The 18779-nt window shown below is 43.6% G+C and carries 14 protein-coding genes; 12 read left to right on the forward strand and 2 right to left on the reverse strand.

Going from position 1 to position 18779, the window contains the following annotated elements:
* The first annotated feature begins 9 nt into the window (after positions 1 to 9).
* The 12 genes from B5G04_RS13685 (at position 10) to glmM (ending at position 17522) form a co-directional block, all read left to right on the forward strand.
* Positions 10 to 2232 carry a glycoside hydrolase family 3 C-terminal domain-containing protein gene (locus B5G04_RS13685; protein ID WP_087397697.1) on the forward strand — a complete coding sequence of 741 codons (2223 nt, stop codon included), beginning with the start codon at positions 10 to 12 and terminating at the stop codon, positions 2230 to 2232.
* Positions 2233 to 2382: 150 nt separating this feature from the next.
* Positions 2383 to 3945: a replicative DNA helicase gene (dnaB, locus tag B5G04_RS13690; protein ID WP_087209908.1), complete on the forward strand. Its 1563-nt coding sequence runs from the start codon at positions 2383 to 2385 to the stop codon at positions 3943 to 3945.
* 139 nt (positions 3946 to 4084) lie between these two features.
* Positions 4085 to 5752 (forward strand): formate--tetrahydrofolate ligase, encoded by a 1668-nt coding sequence (locus tag B5G04_RS13695; RefSeq protein ID WP_087397699.1) that lies wholly within the window; start codon positions 4085 to 4087, stop codon positions 5750 to 5752.
* A gap of 189 nt (positions 5753 to 5941) precedes the next feature.
* Positions 5942 to 7192: a peptidoglycan DD-metalloendopeptidase family protein gene (locus B5G04_RS13700; protein WP_022040173.1), complete on the forward strand. Its 1251-nt coding sequence runs from the start codon at positions 5942 to 5944 to the stop codon at positions 7190 to 7192.
* Positions 7193 to 7416: 224 nt separating this feature from the next.
* Positions 7417 to 7851, forward strand: a complete 435-nt coding sequence (locus tag B5G04_RS13705) for a hypothetical protein (RefSeq protein ID WP_022040172.1) — start codon at positions 7417 to 7419, stop codon at positions 7849 to 7851.
* Positions 7852 to 7928: 77 nt separating this feature from the next.
* A complete protein-coding gene (locus B5G04_RS13710; protein ID WP_022040171.1) occupies positions 7929 to 8726 on the forward strand; it encodes a polysaccharide biosynthesis/export family protein in 798 nt (265 codons plus the stop codon).
* A 32-nt stretch (positions 8727 to 8758) separates the two neighbouring features.
* Positions 8759 to 11200: a tyrosine-protein kinase family protein gene (locus B5G04_RS13715; protein ID WP_087397701.1), complete on the forward strand. Its 2442-nt coding sequence runs from the start codon at positions 8759 to 8761 to the stop codon at positions 11198 to 11200.
* Positions 11201 to 11314: 114 nt separating this feature from the next.
* Positions 11315 to 12562: a nucleotide sugar dehydrogenase gene (locus tag B5G04_RS13720; RefSeq protein ID WP_275532578.1), complete on the forward strand. Its 1248-nt coding sequence runs from the start codon at positions 11315 to 11317 to the stop codon at positions 12560 to 12562.
* Between the two features lie 70 nt (positions 12563 to 12632).
* On the forward strand, positions 12633 to 13721 hold the full coding sequence (gene gmd, locus B5G04_RS13725; RefSeq protein WP_022040168.1) for a GDP-mannose 4,6-dehydratase: 1089 nt from the start codon (positions 12633 to 12635) through the stop codon (positions 13719 to 13721).
* Between the two features lie 107 nt (positions 13722 to 13828).
* Entirely contained in the window at positions 13829 to 14929 is a 1101-nt protein-coding gene (locus B5G04_RS13730; RefSeq protein WP_087397704.1) for a GDP-L-fucose synthase, read from the forward strand.
* 345 nt (positions 14930 to 15274) lie between these two features.
* A complete protein-coding gene (locus B5G04_RS13735) occupies positions 15275 to 15970 on the forward strand; it encodes a DUF4827 domain-containing protein (protein ID WP_087397706.1) in 696 nt (231 codons plus the stop codon).
* A 166-nt stretch (positions 15971 to 16136) separates the two neighbouring features.
* Positions 16137 to 17522 (forward strand): phosphoglucosamine mutase, encoded by a 1386-nt coding sequence (glmM, locus tag B5G04_RS13740; protein WP_022040165.1) that lies wholly within the window; start codon positions 16137 to 16139, stop codon positions 17520 to 17522.
* A gap of 129 nt (positions 17523 to 17651) precedes the next feature.
* Here glmM and B5G04_RS19900 read toward each other — a convergent pair whose 3' ends face one another.
* Positions 17652 to 17993 (reverse strand): hypothetical protein, encoded by a 342-nt coding sequence (locus B5G04_RS19900; protein WP_158100106.1) that lies wholly within the window; start codon positions 17991 to 17993, stop codon positions 17652 to 17654.
* A gap of 25 nt (positions 17994 to 18018) precedes the next feature.
* On the reverse strand, positions 18019 to 18738 hold the full coding sequence (locus B5G04_RS13750; protein WP_022040164.1) for a lysophospholipid acyltransferase family protein: 720 nt from the start codon (positions 18736 to 18738) through the stop codon (positions 18019 to 18021).
* Positions 18739 to 18779 lie beyond the last annotated feature (41 nt).

Consider the following 18779-nt stretch of genomic DNA (forward strand, 5'->3'; position numbering starts at 1 on the left):
CAGAAAACCATGAAAAAACAATTATTGACAATATGTGCTGGTGTGGCGTTATCCCTGTCTGCACCGATGGCGCAAACGGTGGAAACGCTTCCGGTGTATTTGGACGACAGCCAGCCGATAGAAGCGCGCGTGCAGGATGCCTTGAGCCGGATGACGGTAGAGGAAAAGGCACGCCTGAGTTATGCGCAGGGAAAATTCAGTTCGCCCGGATGTCCGCGTCTGGGCATTCCTGAACTGTGGTATTCCGACGGCCCTCACGGGGTACGTGCCGAAATCAATTGGAACGACTGGGGATATGCCGGATGGACCAGCGACAGTTGTACGGCTTTTCCGGCATTGACATGCCTTGCTGCTACATGGAATCTTGAACTTTCGGGCAAATACGGAAAAGCATTGGGAGAAGAAGCCTTATATCGTGGCAAGGACGTGCAGCTGGGACCGGGCGTGAACATATACCGCACGCCTTTGAACGGACGTAATTTTGAATATATGGGCGAAGACCCCTATCTCGCCGCCGAGATGTGTGTGCCTTACATTCAGGAGTTGCAGAAGAACGGAGTAGCGGCTTGCGTGAAACATTACGCGCTCAACAATCAGGAATTGTGGCGCGGGCATATCGATGTGGAGGTGAGCGACCGTGCCTTGTACGAAATCTATCTGCCTGCATTCAAGGCGGCGGTAGAGCGGGGCGGGGCATGGAGCATCATGGGAGCTTATAATAAAGTACGCGGTATGCACGCCACGCATCACAAGCTTTTGAATAATGACATTCTGAAAGGCGAATGGAAGTTCGACGGGTGTGTGGTGACCGACTGGGGAGCGGCACACGATACGTACGAAGCCGCCATGTACGGGCTTGACCTCGAAATGGGCTCTTACACCAACGGATTGACCTCGGAGTCGGAGTTCGGTTATGATGACTATTATTTGGGCAAAGCTTACTTGAAGATGATAAAAGAAGGCAAGATTCCGATGGAGGTGGTCGATGACAAGGCAGGGCGCGTGCTCCGTCTGATTTTCCGCACGGCGATGAACCGCAAAAAGTCTTTCGGCTCGATGGCTTCGCCGGCGCATTATCAGGTGGCATACGAAGTGGCAACCGAGGGGACAGTGCTCCTGAAGAACGGAAACGGAAAGAAACAGGCAGGTTTGCTTCCGATTGTTCCCGGCACGTATGAAAACATCCTTGTGGTAGGCGACAATGCGGTGCGCAACCTGATGCAGGGAGGAGGCTCTTCGGAACTGAAGTCCAAAGATTTCATTTCTCCCTTGGACGGTCTGCGTAAAAAGTACGGCAATGTGACGTATGCGCAAGGTTATAAGGCAGGGCGTCCGATGTATGGCAATGTGGAAGAGATTCCGCAGGCGGTGATGGATTCGTTGCGTGAGGATGCCGTGGCAAAGGCGAAGGAAGCCGACTTGGTCATTTATGTAGGCGGACTGAACAAGAACCATCAGCAGGATTGCGAGGCGGGCGACCGCATTACCTATAACTTGCCTTTCGGGCAAGATGAACTGATTCGTTCGTTGCTCGGAGTGAATAAGAATATGGTAGTCGTTTTGATAAGCGGGAATGCGGTGGCGATGCCGTGGCTCGATGACGTTCCGTCTGTGGTGCAGACTTGGTATTTGGGTACGATTACCGGAAATGCGTTGGCAGATGTGCTGAGCGGCGAAGTCAATCCCAGTGGGAAACTTCCTTTCTCTTACCCTGTGAAACTGGAAGACTGCCCAGCCCACGCTTTCGATGCGCTTTGCTATCCGGGCGACAGCATCCGTGAAGTATATAAGGAAGACATTCTTGTGGGGTACCGCTGGTATGACACCAAGAAAATCGAACCGATGTTCCCGTTCGGCTATGGGATGAGCTATACGACTTTCGAATACGGCAAACCGGCGGTTTCGGCTAAGGCGATGAATCAAGACGGAAGCCTTACGGTTTCGGTAAAAGTAAAGAATACGGGAACGGTAGCCGGCAAGGAGATTGTCCAGCTTTACATCGGCGACGAGAAGTGCTCCGTGCTTCGTCCTGTAAAGGAGCTGAAAGGCTTCCGAAAAGTGGCTCTTCGTCCGGGTGAAGAAAAAGAAGTGACTTTCACCGTTACTCCCGATGCTTTGAAATTCTTCGATGATAAGCGTCACGAATGGGTAGCGGAGCCGGGTAAGTTCAAGGCGTATATCGGCGCATCGTCTGCGGATATACGCGGTACGGTTTCGTTCGAACTGCTGTAAGTCTTTTGAGGATAATAGATCGGACGCAAAATATAAAGTCAAGGATGTTATGTTTTTTGGCTTTTGCAGAAGCAAAAATAAAAACTCTGTGTCTTTGTATCTTTGCGTTCGATTTATTTTTCTAACTTTGCATCCTCAAAAAAGAAGATAATGGCAGAAGTACGAAGAACGACGCGCATCCCGAAGGCTGTAAAGACCAAGCCGGTGGATGAATATGGACATCTCCAGCCTCAGGCACCCGAGCTGGAAGAAGCGGTATTGGGGGCATTGATGATTGAAAAGGATGCTTATTCACTGGTGAGTGAAATATTGCGTCCTGAATCATTTTATGAACATCGTAATCAGCTGATTTATGCAGCTATAACTGACCTTGCTATCCAACAGAAGCCGATTGATATTCTTACGGTGACCGAGCAGCTGCGTTCAAGAGGCAATCTGGAAGAGGTGGGAGGACCTTTTTATATCACCCAGCTTAGTGGTAAAGTGGCTTCGTCTGCCCATATCGAATACCATGCACGCATTATCGCTCAGAAATTTCTGGCACGTGAATTGATATCATTCACCAGCGCCATTCAGACCAAAGCTTTCGATGAAACACAGGATGTAGACGACTTGATGCAGGAGGCCGAAGGAAAGCTCTTTGAGATTTCCCAGCAAAATATGAAGAAGGACTACACACAGATTAATCCTGTCATTCAAGAAGCATATGAAATGTTGCAGAAAGCAGCAGCACGTACAGATGGTCTGAGCGGTTTGTCCAGTGGCTTTCACCAACTTGATAAAATGACGTCAGGATGGCAGAATTCCGACCTTATCATTATTGCAGCCCGTCCGGCAATGGGAAAGACGGCGTTTGTACTTTCGATGGCGAAAAATATGGCGGTCAATAATAAAGTTCCTGTTGCTTTGTTTTCGCTCGAAATGAGTAACGTACAGCTGGTGAACCGTTTGATAGTGAATGTATGTGAAATACCTGGTGAGAAAATCAAGAGCGGGCAATTGGCTCCTTATGAATGGGGACAGCTTGATTATAAAATAAAAGAATTGTATGATGCCCCGCTTTATGTGGATGATACACCTTCGCTTTCTGTTTTCGAATTGCGGACTAAGGCACGGAGATTGGTGCGTGAACACGATGTGAAAGTGATTATTATCGACTATCTTCAGTTAATGAATGCCAGTGGTATGTCGTATGGAAGTCGACAGGAAGAGGTGAGTACAATCTCCCGTTCGCTTAAGGGACTGGCAAAGGAATTGAATATTCCTATTATTGCATTGAGTCAGCTGAATCGTGGTGTAGAAAACCGTGAAGGCATTGATGGTAAGCGTCCTCAGTTGAGCGATTTGCGGGAATCAGGTGCCATCGAGCAGGATGCAGATATGGTGTGTTTTATCCACCGCCCTGAATATTACAAGATTTATCAGGACGAGAAAGGTAATGATTTGCATGGAATGGCAGAGATTATCATAGCCAAGCACCGTAACGGTGCCGTCGGAGATGTGCTTCTCCGTTTCCGGGCAGAGTATGCACGTTTTCAGAATCCTGATGATGACCTGATTGTGCCTATGCCAGGAGAGGAACATACTTCGCCAGTACTTCGTTCGAAGATAAATAGTGGTGGAAGCCAAGGATATATGCCTCCTACTCCTGCTGATATACCTCCTCAGTCGGAGAATCCCTTTGGTGCTCCTATGCCTGATGTCCCGTTTTGAAAATTGGAATGAATCCCCCAATTGTCCAAAGCACACACGAAAACGGAAACATCAAGACGGGAAAAGCTTTTTGTAGAGATTCAAAACAGTTTCTAGGTCTTGGATAATTTTGATGAACAAGAATATATAGGATATAAATATGAAGTCGGATATAGAAATAGCACGCAGCATCGAGCTGAAGAAAATCAAGCAGGTGGCTTGGAGTTACGGGTTACCCGGAGATGAGATTTTGAACTACGGGCGATACATTGCTAAAGTGCCCGAAACATTGATAGATGAAGAGAAGGTAAAGCGGAGCAACTTGATACTGGTGACAGCCATCACGCCCACCAAGGCCGGTATCGGAAAGACTACGGTTTCTATTGGACTTGCCTTGGGGTTGAATCGCATTGGACGGAAAGCCATCTGTGCCTTACGTGAGCCATCGCTTGGTCCTTGTTTCGGAATGAAAGGCGGTGCTGCTGGAGGTGGCTACGCACAGGTGCTCCCGATGGACAAAATCAATCTTCATTTTACGGGTGATTTCCATGCCATTACCTCGGCACATAATATGATTGCTGCCTTGTTGGATAACTATATGTATCAGAACCGCGATAACGGCTTTGCCATGAAGGAAGTGCTGTGGAATCGTGTGTTGGATGTGAACGACCGCGGTTTGCGTTATATCGTGACAGGATTGGGAGGAAAAACCAATGGCATTACCCGAGAGTCAAGTTTTGATATCACTCCGGCATCTGAAATCATGGCTATCCTTTGCCTGGCAACAGATGAGGCGGATTTGCGTCGTCGTATCGAGAATATTTTGCTGGGTTTCACCGTTGATAACAAACCTTTTACGGTGAAAGATTTGGGAGTGGCAGGAGCTATTACCGTATTGCTGAAGGATGCCATATCCCCCAACTTGGTGCAGACCACTGAGCACACACCGGCATTTGTTCATGGGGGACCTTTTGCCAACATTGCTCACGGTTGTAATTCCATCTTGGCCACCAAGTTGGCGATGACCTTCGGCGACTACGTGATTACGGAAGCTGGATTCGGTGCGGATTTGGGAGCAGAGAAATTTTACGATATCAAGTGTCGTAAGTCGGGCTTGCAACCCAAGCTGACCGTTATTGTAGCTACGGCGCAGGGATTGAAAATGCACGGCGGCGTGAGTCTTGACAAAATCAAGGAGCCAGATTTGGAAGGATTGGAAAAAGGCTTTGCCAATCTTGACAAGCATATTGAGAACCTGCGCTCGTTCGGTCAGACGATTGTAGTGGCATTTAACCGTTACGCCAACGATACGGAAGAGGAAATTGAAGCTATCCGTCGCCATTGTACCACGATGGGTGTGGGTTTTGCCGTTAACAATGCTTTTACCGAGGGTGGAGCCGGAGCTATGGAATTGGCAGAGCTGGTAGTGGACACCATTGAGAACAAACCTTCACAACCTCTGCGCCTTGCATATGAGGACACCGATAGCATCGAGGAAAAGATAGAGAAAGTGGCTTGCAACTTGTATGGTGCCGCTGAAGTGACTTACAGCATCACGGCGCGCAAGAAAATCAAGATAGCTGAAGCACTGGGTTATGAGAAATTCCCCATCTGTATTGCCAAGACTCAGTATTCGTTTTCCACTGACCCCAAGCTCTATGGTGTGGCGAAGGACTTTGAGTTTCATGTGCGTGACATTGTTCTTAATGCCGGTGCTGAGATGCTGGTGGTGATAGCTGGCGAGATTATGCGTATGCCGGGATTGCCCAAAGAACCACAAGCCCTACACATTGATATTGTGAATGGAGAGATAGAAGGATTGTCGTGAGTGTCTTATTTATGACTATTGTTTTTTCCTTGTGAATGTCCTATTCCGTCAATAAATATGTCTGCAAAACGAAGATATACTTCATCGGCAATTTCAAATAACTGCTACAGCCCACGAAGATAACTGAAAAGGCAAAGTAAGATATCTTCATTGGGCGTGTCATTATTTTACCTGCAATCTGTATAAATTATGAACAAACGAAATATATTCATAGCCGGAGTCGTAGCTGTTGTGCTGGCGGTTGGCGGGACTTTTTATTATATGCATCATATGGCGCAACCGTTGGACGAAGTTGCGGTAACTGATTCGGTAGAAGTCGACAATATCGTGCGGAAATATGGGATACCTGTTTCGCTTTACGACATTAAGTACGGACTTGTAGAACCGGGACAGAACCTCTCGATTATCTTGCGGAAGCATGGTTTGTCGGTAGGTGAAGTACACCGGCTTACCAAGAAAGCAGAAGGTGTATTCGATGTCCGTAAGGTAAAAGATGGGCAGGCATACGCCGTTTTTACGACCCGCGATAGCATTCCACAGACGGTGTACTTTGTTTACGAGGAAAGTCCGAAGTCATATATCGTCTTTGACCTGAAAGGTGATTACGGTGTGAAGCGCGGTGAAAATCCAGTGACGTGGGAGCGTAAGACTGTAGGAGGAAGGGTAAAAACATCGTTGTGGGTGGCGATGCAGCAGTGCGGAACCTCCCCGCAGCTTGCCCTTGACCTTTCGAATATCTTCGGCTGGAGCATTGACTTTTTCGGGTTGCAAAAAGAAGACGAGTTCCGTGTGTGGTATGAACAGGAAACCGTAGAAGGAAGGGAATTGCAGAACTTCCGTGTGCTGGCAGCCTCATTTTCGCACGAAGATAGTGTGTATTATGCTATTCCCTTTGTGCAGGATGGTGAGGAATTGTATTACAATGCTGACGGGAATAGCCTGGAGGGTGAGTTCTTGAAGGCTCCGTTGGATTATTATCGCATCTCGTCACGCTTTTCGAATAGCCGATTCCATCCGGTATTGCGCCGTTATCGTGCCCATCATGGTGTGGATTATGCTGCTCCGAAAGGTACGCCTGTGTATGCTATAGGCAAGGGAAAGGTGATAGCTAAAGCTTACCAGGCGGGTGGGGCAGGAAACTACCTGAAGATTCGTCACAATAGCCGCTATACTACCACTTATATGCATCTCTCGGGATTTGCTAAAGGAATCCAGGTGGGCTCGGAAGTAAAGCAGAAAGAAGTGATTGGCTACGTTGGGAGCACGGGTTTGTCTACGGGGCCACACCTTGATTTCCGTGTTTATGATAATGGTACCCCCGTTAATCCTCTTACTATCAAGTCGCAACCTAAAAAGCCTGTAAGTGAGGATAATAAGGAACAATTTGCCGTTGTGCGCGATTCGTTGCTGCAAATACTTGATGGGATAAAAGTGCATTGAAAGTAACAGGCTCTAAAAGATTGATAGGATATTGGAAGCGAGAGATTTGATTTGATACTTCAATTATTATTGTTTGAAACTTTTGTCAATAATGAAAAAAGTTGTATCTTTGCGCACACGTGTCATATTGGTTGATATGCAGGGACAAATTAGATTAAAAAGTAATGTTTTGAATAGGTAAGGAGTCAGAACTTTTTATACAAATTAAATAATGAGTAATTGATATGCTTATAGCTGTAGATTTTGATGGAACTATTGTAGAGCATAAATATCCCGCCATTGGTGCAGAGATACCTTTTGCTATTGAAACTCTAAAAAAGCTGGCTGCGGAAAAGCATAAGCTGATTCTTTGGAGTGTGCGTGAAGGGAAGCTTTTGGATGAGGCCGTTGAATTTTGCCGCCAGCGGGGATTGGTCTTTTATGCAGTCAACCGTGACTATCCGGAGGAAGAAAAGCAACAGAACAATCATTATTCGCGCAAATTGAAAGTGGATTTGTTCATAGATGACCGTAATTTGGGAGGATTGCCTGATTGGGGCACTATTTATGAAATGGTAACCAAGCGTCTTTCGTATGAAGATTTGTTGGATCGCTACGAAACGGACGAACAGGATGACAAGAAATCACGAAAGAGCTTTTTGAAAAGATTGTTTACTTAAACAATAATGTCGGGCTGATACAGTGACTAAGTATTATTGGAAAAATAGAGGCAATTAATATTTTTAAAGAACATAAGATGAAACTCAAACAAACACTTTTCGCATTTGCTATTATGGCATTGCTGGCAGGATGTACCTCTTATAAAAGTGTACCTTACTTGCAGAATCCTGAAATTGTAAATGAACTGGGAACGGAAATCCCCCTTTATGATGCGAAAATCATGCCTAAAGATTTGTTAAGTATTACAGTGAATACGACCGATCCTCAGGCGGCTGCTCCATTTAATTTGACTGTGCAGACTCCTTTGAATGCGGCGTTGACTAATATCAACACGACTACCCAGCCAACCTTGCAACAATATCTTGTAAGCAATCAGGGAGAAATTGATTTTCCAGTCCTCGGAAGGTTGAAAGTAGGAGGGTTGACTAAGAATGAAGCGGAGAATATGATTCGCGAACGGTTGAAACCTTATCTGAAAGAAGCTCCGATTGTAACCGTCCGTATGGCAAATTATAAGATATCAGTGTTGGGTGAAGTTGCACGCCCTGGTTCTTTTACGGTTAGTAACGAAAAGGTTAATGTGTTGGAAGCTCTTGCTATGGCAGGGGATATGACGGTTTACGGTGTACGTACGAATGTGAAGCTGATTCGTGAAGAACCCAATGGCAAACGGGAAATCGTAGAGCTTGATTTGACGAAAAGTGACATCGTCCTTTCACCTTATTTCTATCTCCGGCAAAATGATGTCATTTATGTTACTCCCAATAAGACAAAGGCGAAAAACTCAGATATCGGTAATACGACCACTACGGTTATATCGGCAACTTCAATCTTGGTATCTATCGCAAGTTTGCTAGTCAATATTCTCAATTAATTCAACGGATAAAAAAGTTAGAAAAAACATCTATGGAAGAACAAAACATCAATGAACAAAACAATGAAGAAAATGCTATCAATCTATATGCTATTTTTTTCAAATACCTTGCTTATTGGCCGTGGTTTGTCATAAGTGTAATTGTCTGTTTGATATTGGCTTTCCTTTATCTGCGCTATCAGGCGCCAGTATACAATGTTACGGCGGCTGTTTTAATTAAAGAAGAAGAACAAAAAGGTAGTACTTCTGCTACATCGCCTTTGGCTGCTATACAAGACCTTGGAATGTTTTCCATGACTAATAATTTTGATAATGAGGTGGAAATTCTGCATTCACGTACTCTTATCAAAAAAGCAGTAAATGAATTACGGTTGTATATCAGTATAGCCGAAGACCGCATGAGCGGTTATAATATTCCTTTGTATAAGACTTCTCCTGTCAATGTTTTCATGACGCCTGAAGAAGCTGATAAATTGGAGGCACCTGTTAAGCTGAAAATGAAATATACGCTTGATGGCAAATTGAATGTGGAGGCCGAATACACTCTTGAAGAAGAAGAGGAAGAAATCAGTAAAACATTTGATAAACTTCCGGCTGTACTTCCAACTCCTGTCGGAGTGGTGAACTTCGTTAAAAACGACTCGCTTCCAGAGCCTATGGAAGAAGATATGAGACTGGTTGCGTATATTAATGCTCCGACGTCTACCGCGAATGGATATATGGAGAACCTGACCGTGGAAGCGACTTCGAAAACCACAACAATAGCTCAAATCGGAATACAGAATACGGATAAACAACGTGCTGTGGATTTTATCAATTGCCTGGTGGCTTTCTATAACCGCGATGCAAATGATGAAAAAAATGAAGTGGCACAGAAAACAGCTGAATTTATTGAAGAACGCATTGGAATTATCAATCGCGAATTGGGTACTGCAGAGACAGAATTGGCTGATTTTAAACAGCGTTCGGGATTGACGGATCTTACCAGTGATGCGCAGTTGGCTTTGGAAGAAAGTTCTAAGTATGGACAGCAGCGTGTAGAAAATGCTACGCAAATCCAGCTGGTAGAATTCTTGAAGAATTACATAAATGATCCTCAAAACAATGGTGAGGTTATCCCCTCAAATGTCGGGTTGCAGGACCAGAACCTTTCATCGGTAATTGACCAGTATAATACGATGATTATCGAACGTAACCGTTTGTTACGTACTTCTTCTGAAAGTAACCCTGCTGTTATTAATATGAATGCGGGGATAGAAGCCATGCGGCATAGTGTTCAGACTACTGTTGAAAGTGTATTGAAAGGTCTGAATATTGCAAAAATAGACATAGACCGTCAGGCACGTAAATTTGAAGGACGCATCAGTAATGCTCCTTTGCAGGAGAAAGAGTTCCTGAGCATTGCCCGTCAGCAGGAAATCAAGGCGGCACTTTATACGATGCTTTTGCAAAAGCGTGAGGAAAATGCTATAACCCTTGCGGCTACAGCCAATAACGGGCGGATTATTGAAGATGCTTTGGCAGATAAGGATCCTGTTTCTCCGAAAAAGAAAATCATCGCACTTGCCGCATTGATTTTGGGATTGGGAATTCCTGTCGGAATTATTTATCTGCGTGACATGTTGAAGTACAAAATTGAAAACCGTGAAGATGTAGAACACTTGACAGATATTCCTATTATTGCAGAACTTCCACGCTGCAAAAAACCGGAAAAAGGAGCGATTGTTGTACGGGAGAATAAAAACGATATTATGGAAGAAACATTTCGTGGCTTGCGTACCAATTTACTCTTCATGTTGCCTAAAGATAAAAAAGTGATTCTCTTTTCTTCTACTCAGCCAGGTGAAGGTAAATCGTTTGTTGCCGGCAATACAGCTGTCAGTCTTGCTTTCTTAGGAAAGAAAACGATTATTGTAGGTATGGATATCCGTAAGCCGGGATTGAATAAGGTATTCAATCTTTCTCGTCGTGCAGAAGGTATTACTAATTATTTGGCGGATCCGGATCATGTGAATATTTTCGATATGATTCAACATTCGGATATTAGCGAGAATTTAGATATCTTGCCAGGTGGTCCTGTTCCACCCAATCCGACAGAACTGGTGGCTCGTGATGTTCTGGACCAGGCTATCGAGCAGTTAAAGCAGCGTTATGATTATATAATTCTGGATACTGCGCCGATTGCCATGGTTACTGATACTGCGATTATCGGACGTGTGGCAGACATGTGTGTGTATGTTTGCCGTGCAGATGTGACCCCGAAGGCTGGGTATCGGTATATTAATGTTTTGCGTGATGAGAAGAAATTCCCTGTACTTGCCACTGTTATTAATGACATAGACATGAGCAAACGGAGAAACAGCTATGGTTATGGATATGGTGCAAAGTACGGATATGGTGGCAAGGCATATGGCTATGGTTATGGATACGGATATGGATATTCCGAAGCCCAAAAGCAAAAAAGCAACAAATAATTAAGAATTATAATCAACACTTATACGCATGTCGCATCAGTTTACACTTTTCTGCATGTATTCTTCGCAGAGTAATGTAAACTGGTGCGATTTTGTCTTTAAATCGTTATTATTATGAAAGATTTGAAAATAGCTGTGGCTGGGACAGGCTATGTAGGCCTTTCTATTGCCACACTGCTGAGTCAGCACCACCAGGTCACGGCGGTTGATATCGTTCCGGAAAAAGTGGAATTGATTAATCAGCGGAAATCACCCATTCAGGATGATTACATAGAAAAATACCTGTTGGAGAAAAAGCTGAACCTTACTGCTACATTGGATGGGGTTAAAGCATATAGTGATGCTGATTTTGTGATTATTGCAGCTCCGACCAATTATGACCCGATAAAGAACTATTTCGATACCAGCCATGTAGAAGAAGTCATTAAGTTGGTTATGCAGGTCAATCCGGATGCGATTATGGTCATTAAGAGTACGATACCAGTAGGATATACCGAAAACATCCGTAAGAAGTTGGGAAATAATAACATCATATTTTCTCCCGAATTTCTGCGGGAAAGCAAAGCGCTTTATGATAATCTTTACCCTAGCCGCATCATTGTGGGACGTCCTGAAGGAGACGCCCGTTTGGACAAAGCTGCACATACTTTTGCCGCTTTACTTCAGGAAGGTGCTCTTAAAGAGAATATTGATACATTGTTCATGGGATTGACAGAGGCGGAAGCCGTGAAACTGTTTGCCAATACTTACCTGGCTTTAAGGGTATCATACTTTAATGAATTGGATACTTATGCTGAAATGAAAGAATTGGATACAAAGGCGATAATCAATGGGGTCTGTCTGGATCCGCGCATTGGAAGTCATTATAATAATCCAAGTTTTGGCTATGGAGGTTATTGCCTGCCTAAAGATACCAAACAGCTTCTTGCCAACTATGCGGATGTGCCTGAAAATTTGATACAGGCAATAGTGGAAAGCAATCGTACACGTAAGGATTTTGTTGCCGATAGAGTCTTGCATAAGGCAGGATATTACGATTATTATAACCGGAGTGATTATAATCCTGATGAAGAACGGCAATGTACAATAGGTGTTTTTCGTCTTACAATGAAAAGCCATAGTGATAATTTTCGGCAAAGCAGTATCCAAGGGGTCATGAAACGTGTGAAGGCTAAAGGTGCAATTGTAATAATTTATGAGCCGACATTGAAAGATGGGAGCACTTTTTTTGGAAGCCGGGTTGTAAATGATTTGGAACTTTTCAAGCGCCAGAGCCAGGCTATTATTGCTAATCGCTATGATGCATGTCTTGACGATGTCCGATATAAAGTGTATACTCGTGATATTTTTCGGAGAGACTGACTGATAGTAACACATCTGTTTGGCTTTTACAGAAATAAAGATTACCTTTGTCCGAAAAGATTTTGGAATTATGAGAAAAGTAGCATTAATCACCGGTATAACAGGACAAGACGGTTCTTACCTTGCTGAGTTTTTGATAGAGAAAGGCTATGAAGTGCATGGTATTTTACGCCGTTCTTCGTCATTCAATACAGGACGTATCGAGCATTTGTATTTGGACGAATGGGTACGTGATATGAAGAAAAACCGTTTGGTGAATCTTCATTGGGGCGATATGACAGATTCCAGTTCGTTGATTCGTATCATCAGTGACATTCATCCTACGGAAATCTATAATCTGGCAGCACAGAGCCACGTAAAGGTCTCTTTTGATGTACCTGAATACACAGCCGAGGCTGATGCCATCGGCACGCTTCGTTTATTAGAGGCGGTTCGAATCTGCGGACTCGACAAAACTTGCCGTATTTATCAGGCTTCCACATCTGAACTTTTTGGAAAGGTTCAGGAAATTCCCCAAAAAGAAACGACTCCTTTTTATCCGCGTTCACCCTATGGAGTGGCAAAGCAGTATGGTTTTTGGATAACGAAAAACTATCGTGAAAGTTATGGTATGTTTGCTGTAAACGGTATCCTGTTCAATCATGAAAGTGAGCGGCGTGGAGAAAATTTCGTGACACGTAAGATTACGCTTGCGGCTGCACGTATCAAGCAAGGGTTCCAAGATAAACTGTATTTAGGCAATCTTGACGCGAAACGTGATTGGGGATATGCTAAAGATTATGTAGAATGCATGTGGCTTATCCTCCAGAATGATAAACCAGAAGACTTTGTGATAGCAACCGGCGAGATGCATACGGTACGAGAGTTCTGTACGCTGGCATTCCATTACCTGGGTATTGATTTGGAATGGCAGGGAAGTGGTGTTGACGAAAAAGGTATTGACCGGGAAACAGGACGTGTATTGGTAGAAGTTGATCCGAAGTATTTCCGCCCGTGTGAAGTGGAGCAACTTTTAGGAGATCCGACCAAGGCCAAAGAAACATTAGGCTGGAATCCGACAAAAACATCTTTCCCTGAGTTGGTACGTATAATGGCTGAGCATGACATGAAGTTTGTAAGGAAACTTCATCTGAAAGCAGAAATGGATAAAGAAGAATAATTTTAAGTTGACAAGGTGTCAGATAACGAATTGACAAGGATGTAATGGTATTTGACAGGTAATGCCTCGTTTTCTGATACTTTGTCGGCTTGTCAACAAAAAAGAATATGTTGGACAAATCATCAAAAATATATGTTGCCGGACATCATGGATTAGTTGGATCGGCTATTTGGAATAATCTTCAGCAACGGGGGTATATGAACTTGGTAGGGTGTAGTCATAAGGAACTGGACCTGTTGGATGGAGTGGCTGTAAAACGTTTTTTCGATGAAGAACAGCCTGATGCTGTAGTATTGGCTGCCGCACATGTAGGAGGCATTATGGCGAACTTGCATTACCGTGCAGACTTTATTTACCAGAATCTTCAAATACAGCAGAATGTCATCGGTGAAAGCTTTCGTCATGGCGTCAAGAAGCTTCTGTTTTTGGGTAGTACCTGTATCTATCCGCGTGAAGCTCCCCAACCGATGAAGGAAGAAGTGCTGCTCACTTCTCCTTTGGAATATACGAACGAACCTTATGCCATTGCTAAAATAGCCGGCTTAAAGATGTGTGAAAGTTTCAACTTGCAATATGGTACGAATTACATTGCCGTTATGCCTACAAACCTTTATGGGCCGAATGACAACTTTCACTTGGAAAACAGTCATGTGCTTCCGGCAATGATTCGCAAGGTCTATCTTGCAAAGTGCCTGAATGAAGGCAAGTGGGATGCTGTGCGTAAAGACATAAACTTGCGCCCTGTAGAAGGAGTAAATGGAAATAATACGGACGAAGAAATCTTAGGAAAACTGGCAAAGTTTGGCATTACGCCCGAAGCTGTAACTTTATGGGGTACAGGCAAGCCTTTGCGTGAGTTCCTGTGGAGTGAAGAGATGGCAGATGCCAGTGTACACGTATTATTGAATGTAGATTTTAAAGATACTTACAAGAATGGCGAGACAGAAATCCGTAATTGTCATATCAATGTAGGTACGGGCAAGGAACTGTCCATCCGGGAACTGGCTGAGAAGATTGTAAAAGAAATCGGCTTTAAGGGTGAGTTGCGTTGGGATTCTTCTAAGCCAGACGGAACGATGCGTAAGTTGACGGACGTAACGAAGCTTCATATCTTGGGGTGGCATCATCAAGTGGAGATAGACGAGGGAATTCATCGTTTGTATGAATGGTATCTGAAGGGGATTTGTATCAACCATCAGACAATTTGATGTAATGGCATAACGATATAACACTTATTGCTGTCTGCTAACGCTTTTATCAGTGTTTGGCAGGCAGCAGTTTTTTTGTAACGCAAAGATTACGGATTTCTGATGCTGACCGTATGTCTTTACCTTCTGCTTTAAAAAGAGAAAAGCTACAGCTTCCCTTTAATGCATTGGAATGCCTCCAAGAAAATGAATGACCCGGTTCGCATGCAACGGTTTCTATGCTGATGTGATATTCGTGTTCTGAAATAAGTTTAAATCACTTCATTTAATGATAAAATCTCTTTGAATTTTCGTTTATTACTGCCATTTTATTAAATTTGCCGCCACAAATTTATAGCAAGAAGAATGAAAAGGATAAGATTGTTTGTAACAGTATTGGCTATCGGGACTTTGTTATTCCAAAGTTGTGACGATAGCAAGACGTATGCTGAACTGAGAGATGATGAAATTGATGCAATCAATGCATGGATTAGTACGCACGATTATGAAATAATAAGCGAAAGCGAATTCTATGCCCAAGATACAATGACCAACGAGAATCAGTTTGTGCTTTTTGATGAAAGCGGTGTGTATATGAATATCGTGAAGAAAGGGCAGGGTACTTCTGTCTTGGCAGATGGGTCGTATTCCATACTTTCCCGTTATTTTGAGATTGCGATGCAGGATCGTGATGAACTGTTCAGTTTGGGTGATACGCTGACTGGTAATACGAATCTGTACAATTATCCGCTTTATTCAGTAAACTCATCGTGGTCGCTTCCAATGTATATGCTTCATCCCGAAGAATATAAGCTTACCATTGATGGTGATTCTTATTCGGCAGCTTTTACGCAGAGTTATATTATGTATTCCATTTACCAGACAACTTCGGTTCCGACGGGCTGGTTATTGCCTTTGCGGTATGTAAAACCTTCGCGTACATCTTCGTCGACTGATGTGGCTCGTGTACGTCTGATAGTTCCTCACGCTGAAGGGACTAGAAATGCGAGCCGTTATGTATACCCGTGTTATTACGAGATTACTTATAATTTAGGTAAATAAGAAGGCAGGTGTGTCAGAATGGAATGGGATTATCAAAATGAACGTTGATTTTTGTTTTGGCACATCCGCCTTATGTTGTAATGTCTGTTCCGTTTGTCAGGGAGGACAACCCAAGACATTGCCTGAATGTTGGTGAGAAATTATAAACCCAAAAACTTAATAAACGATGACTTTGATAAAATCAATCTCCGGTATCAGGGGAACTATCGGGGGAAAAGCAGGAGAAGGGCTGACCCCGTTGGATATCGTAAAATTTACTTCTGCATACGCTACACTGATTCGTCGTATTTCTTCTTTACAAAGCAATCGCATTGTGGTGGGACGTGATGCCCGTGTATCGGGTGAGATGGTGCGGAAAGTGGTGTGTGGCACTTTGATGGGTATGGGTTTTGATGTCGTTGATATAGGATTGGCTTCTACTCCTACTACCGAATTGGCGGTGACGATGGCAAAAGCCTGTGGTGGAATTATTCTGACTGCCAGCCACAATCCGAAACCGTGGAATGCACTTAAATTGTTGAACGAACGTGGTGAGTTCTTGAATGCTGAAGAGGGGAAAGAAGTGCTCCGCATAGCCGAAGCAGAAGACTTTGAATACGCCGATATTGATTCGATAGGGCTCTATACGGAGGATTTGAGTTATGGTGAAAAGCATATCGAGCACGTCTTGTCTTTGCCTTTAGTAGATAGCAAGGCTATCCGTGAAGCAGGTTTTCGTGTCGCAATTGATTGTGTAAATTCGGTAGGTGGTATCATTCTTCCACAATTGCTGGAGCGTTTGGGAGTGGATTATGTAGAGAAATTGTATTGCGAACCTACAGGAATTTTCCAGCATAATCCTGAGCCCTTGGAGAAAAATCTAGGTGATATCATGCAGTTGATGCGGAAAAAAGAATTGGATGTGGCTTTTGTAGTAGACCCGGATGTGGATCGATTGGCTATGATTTGTGAAGATGGAACAATGTATGGCGAGGAGTATACGCTAGTTACAGTGGCCGATTATGTATTGAAGAATACACCAGGCAATACGGTATCCAATTTGAGTTCGACTCGTGCATTGCGGGATGTAACTGATAAATACGGGATGAAATATTATGCTTCGGCAGTAGGCGAAGTGAATGTGGTAGCAAAAATGAAAGAGACACATGCCGTAATCGGCGGTGAAGGTAACGGCGGTGTCATCTATCCGCCTGCCCATTATGGTAGGGATGCATTGGTAGGCATAGCTTTGTTCTTAAGTCATTTGGCTCATGAAGGCAAGAAGGTGAGTGAACTGCGTGCTTCTTATCCTACTTATTATATGGCGAAAAATCGTATAGATTTGACGCCGGATACTGATATTGATGCTATTTTGGAAAAAGTGAAGGAAGTTTACCGTAATGAAGAGGTAAACGATATCGATGGGGTGAAGATTGATTTTGCTGACGGGTGGGTACACTTGCGTAAGAGCAATACCGAACCCATTATCCGTGTATATTCGGAAGCCCGCACTGCAGATGAAGCCGACCGTTTGGCGAAAACTGTTTGTGCAATCGCCTGTGAGAAAAATTGAAAAATGAATGTCCGTAAACAGTCAATACATACCCTTGAAAAATGAATATATACTTCATCGGCTGATGAATATATACTGCATTCACGGTTGAATATATACTTCATCGGCAGATGCAGTACTACTGCGTTTTCAACTCAGTCGAATTGGTTTATTACGGACATTCATAACTTGAAGTGCATTCGTTTGCCCTATCGGCAGATATAATCTGATTTGAATACGGTCGTATAGTTTTTGTACGGCCGTATGTTTTTTCATAGACAATAAAAACGCACCTTTACAGGAGATATTTCTTGTCTGCGTCTTAGAAGCTGTTTTGAATTTCTCCAAAAAGTTTTTCTTGGCTTGATGTATCTGTTTTCGTGTGTGCTTTGGGCGATTTTTTGGTCCTTTTCGCTCCTGTTCTTCGTCAGATAGCCCGCTATCTTCCTCATCACAGAAGCGAAAATGCCTCAAAAACTCATCCCAAATCATCGCACGATAAATTCAAAACAGCTTCTTACTTTAAGTCTTTTTCTATTTCTTTATACGATTCTGTCATCAACATTTGCAAGTTTTCTTCTCCTTTTTTGCCGATAGGATAGATTGGTGTGTGTATGGTGAGCTTCATAGGATGCCAGGAGAGCAATTTGCCTGTACGTGGCAGAATCTGGAAAGAACCGTTGATAGTCATCGGAACGACAGGCATTTGTAACTGGTCGGCAATGAAGAAAGCTCCTTTCTTGAAAGCATTCATCTTTCCGGTATAGGTGCGGGCTCCTTCCGGGAAGACCATCAATGACGTTCCTCCCTGTAGCACTTTTTCTGCTTGTTTGATGGTTTCGTATATCTTTCTCGGACTGGATTTGTCGACGAAGATAAAGCCGGCTGATTCACATGCTTTCCCGACAAATGGTATTTTCCGTAAGCTTTTTTTCATCATCCATTTAAAGTTACGTCCCAAGAATCCATAAATCAGGAATATATCGAATGCTCCTTGATGATTGGCTACAAAGACATACGAGGTGTTTTTGTCCAGTACCTCATGTCCTTCTACTTTTACGGGGAGCAAAAACAGAAAACAGGTTAGTTGTGACCAAAGTTTTCCGGGGTAATATCCCCAAAAATGTCCGTTTCCTAACCAGCATCCTAGCATTGTGGTTAGGGCTGTCAGGATAGTGGCTACTACGAAAATCGGTAATCCAATGCAGATTTGGTAGATGATGTAAATGAGTCTCATGTTTATGATTTTTAAGTTTATAAATCTTTTTAGGTTGAATG

It is taken from the genome of Bacteroides sp. An51A (assembly GCF_002161565.1).
Taxonomy (GTDB): Bacteria; Bacteroidota; Bacteroidia; order Bacteroidales; family Bacteroidaceae; genus Phocaeicola; species Phocaeicola intestinalis.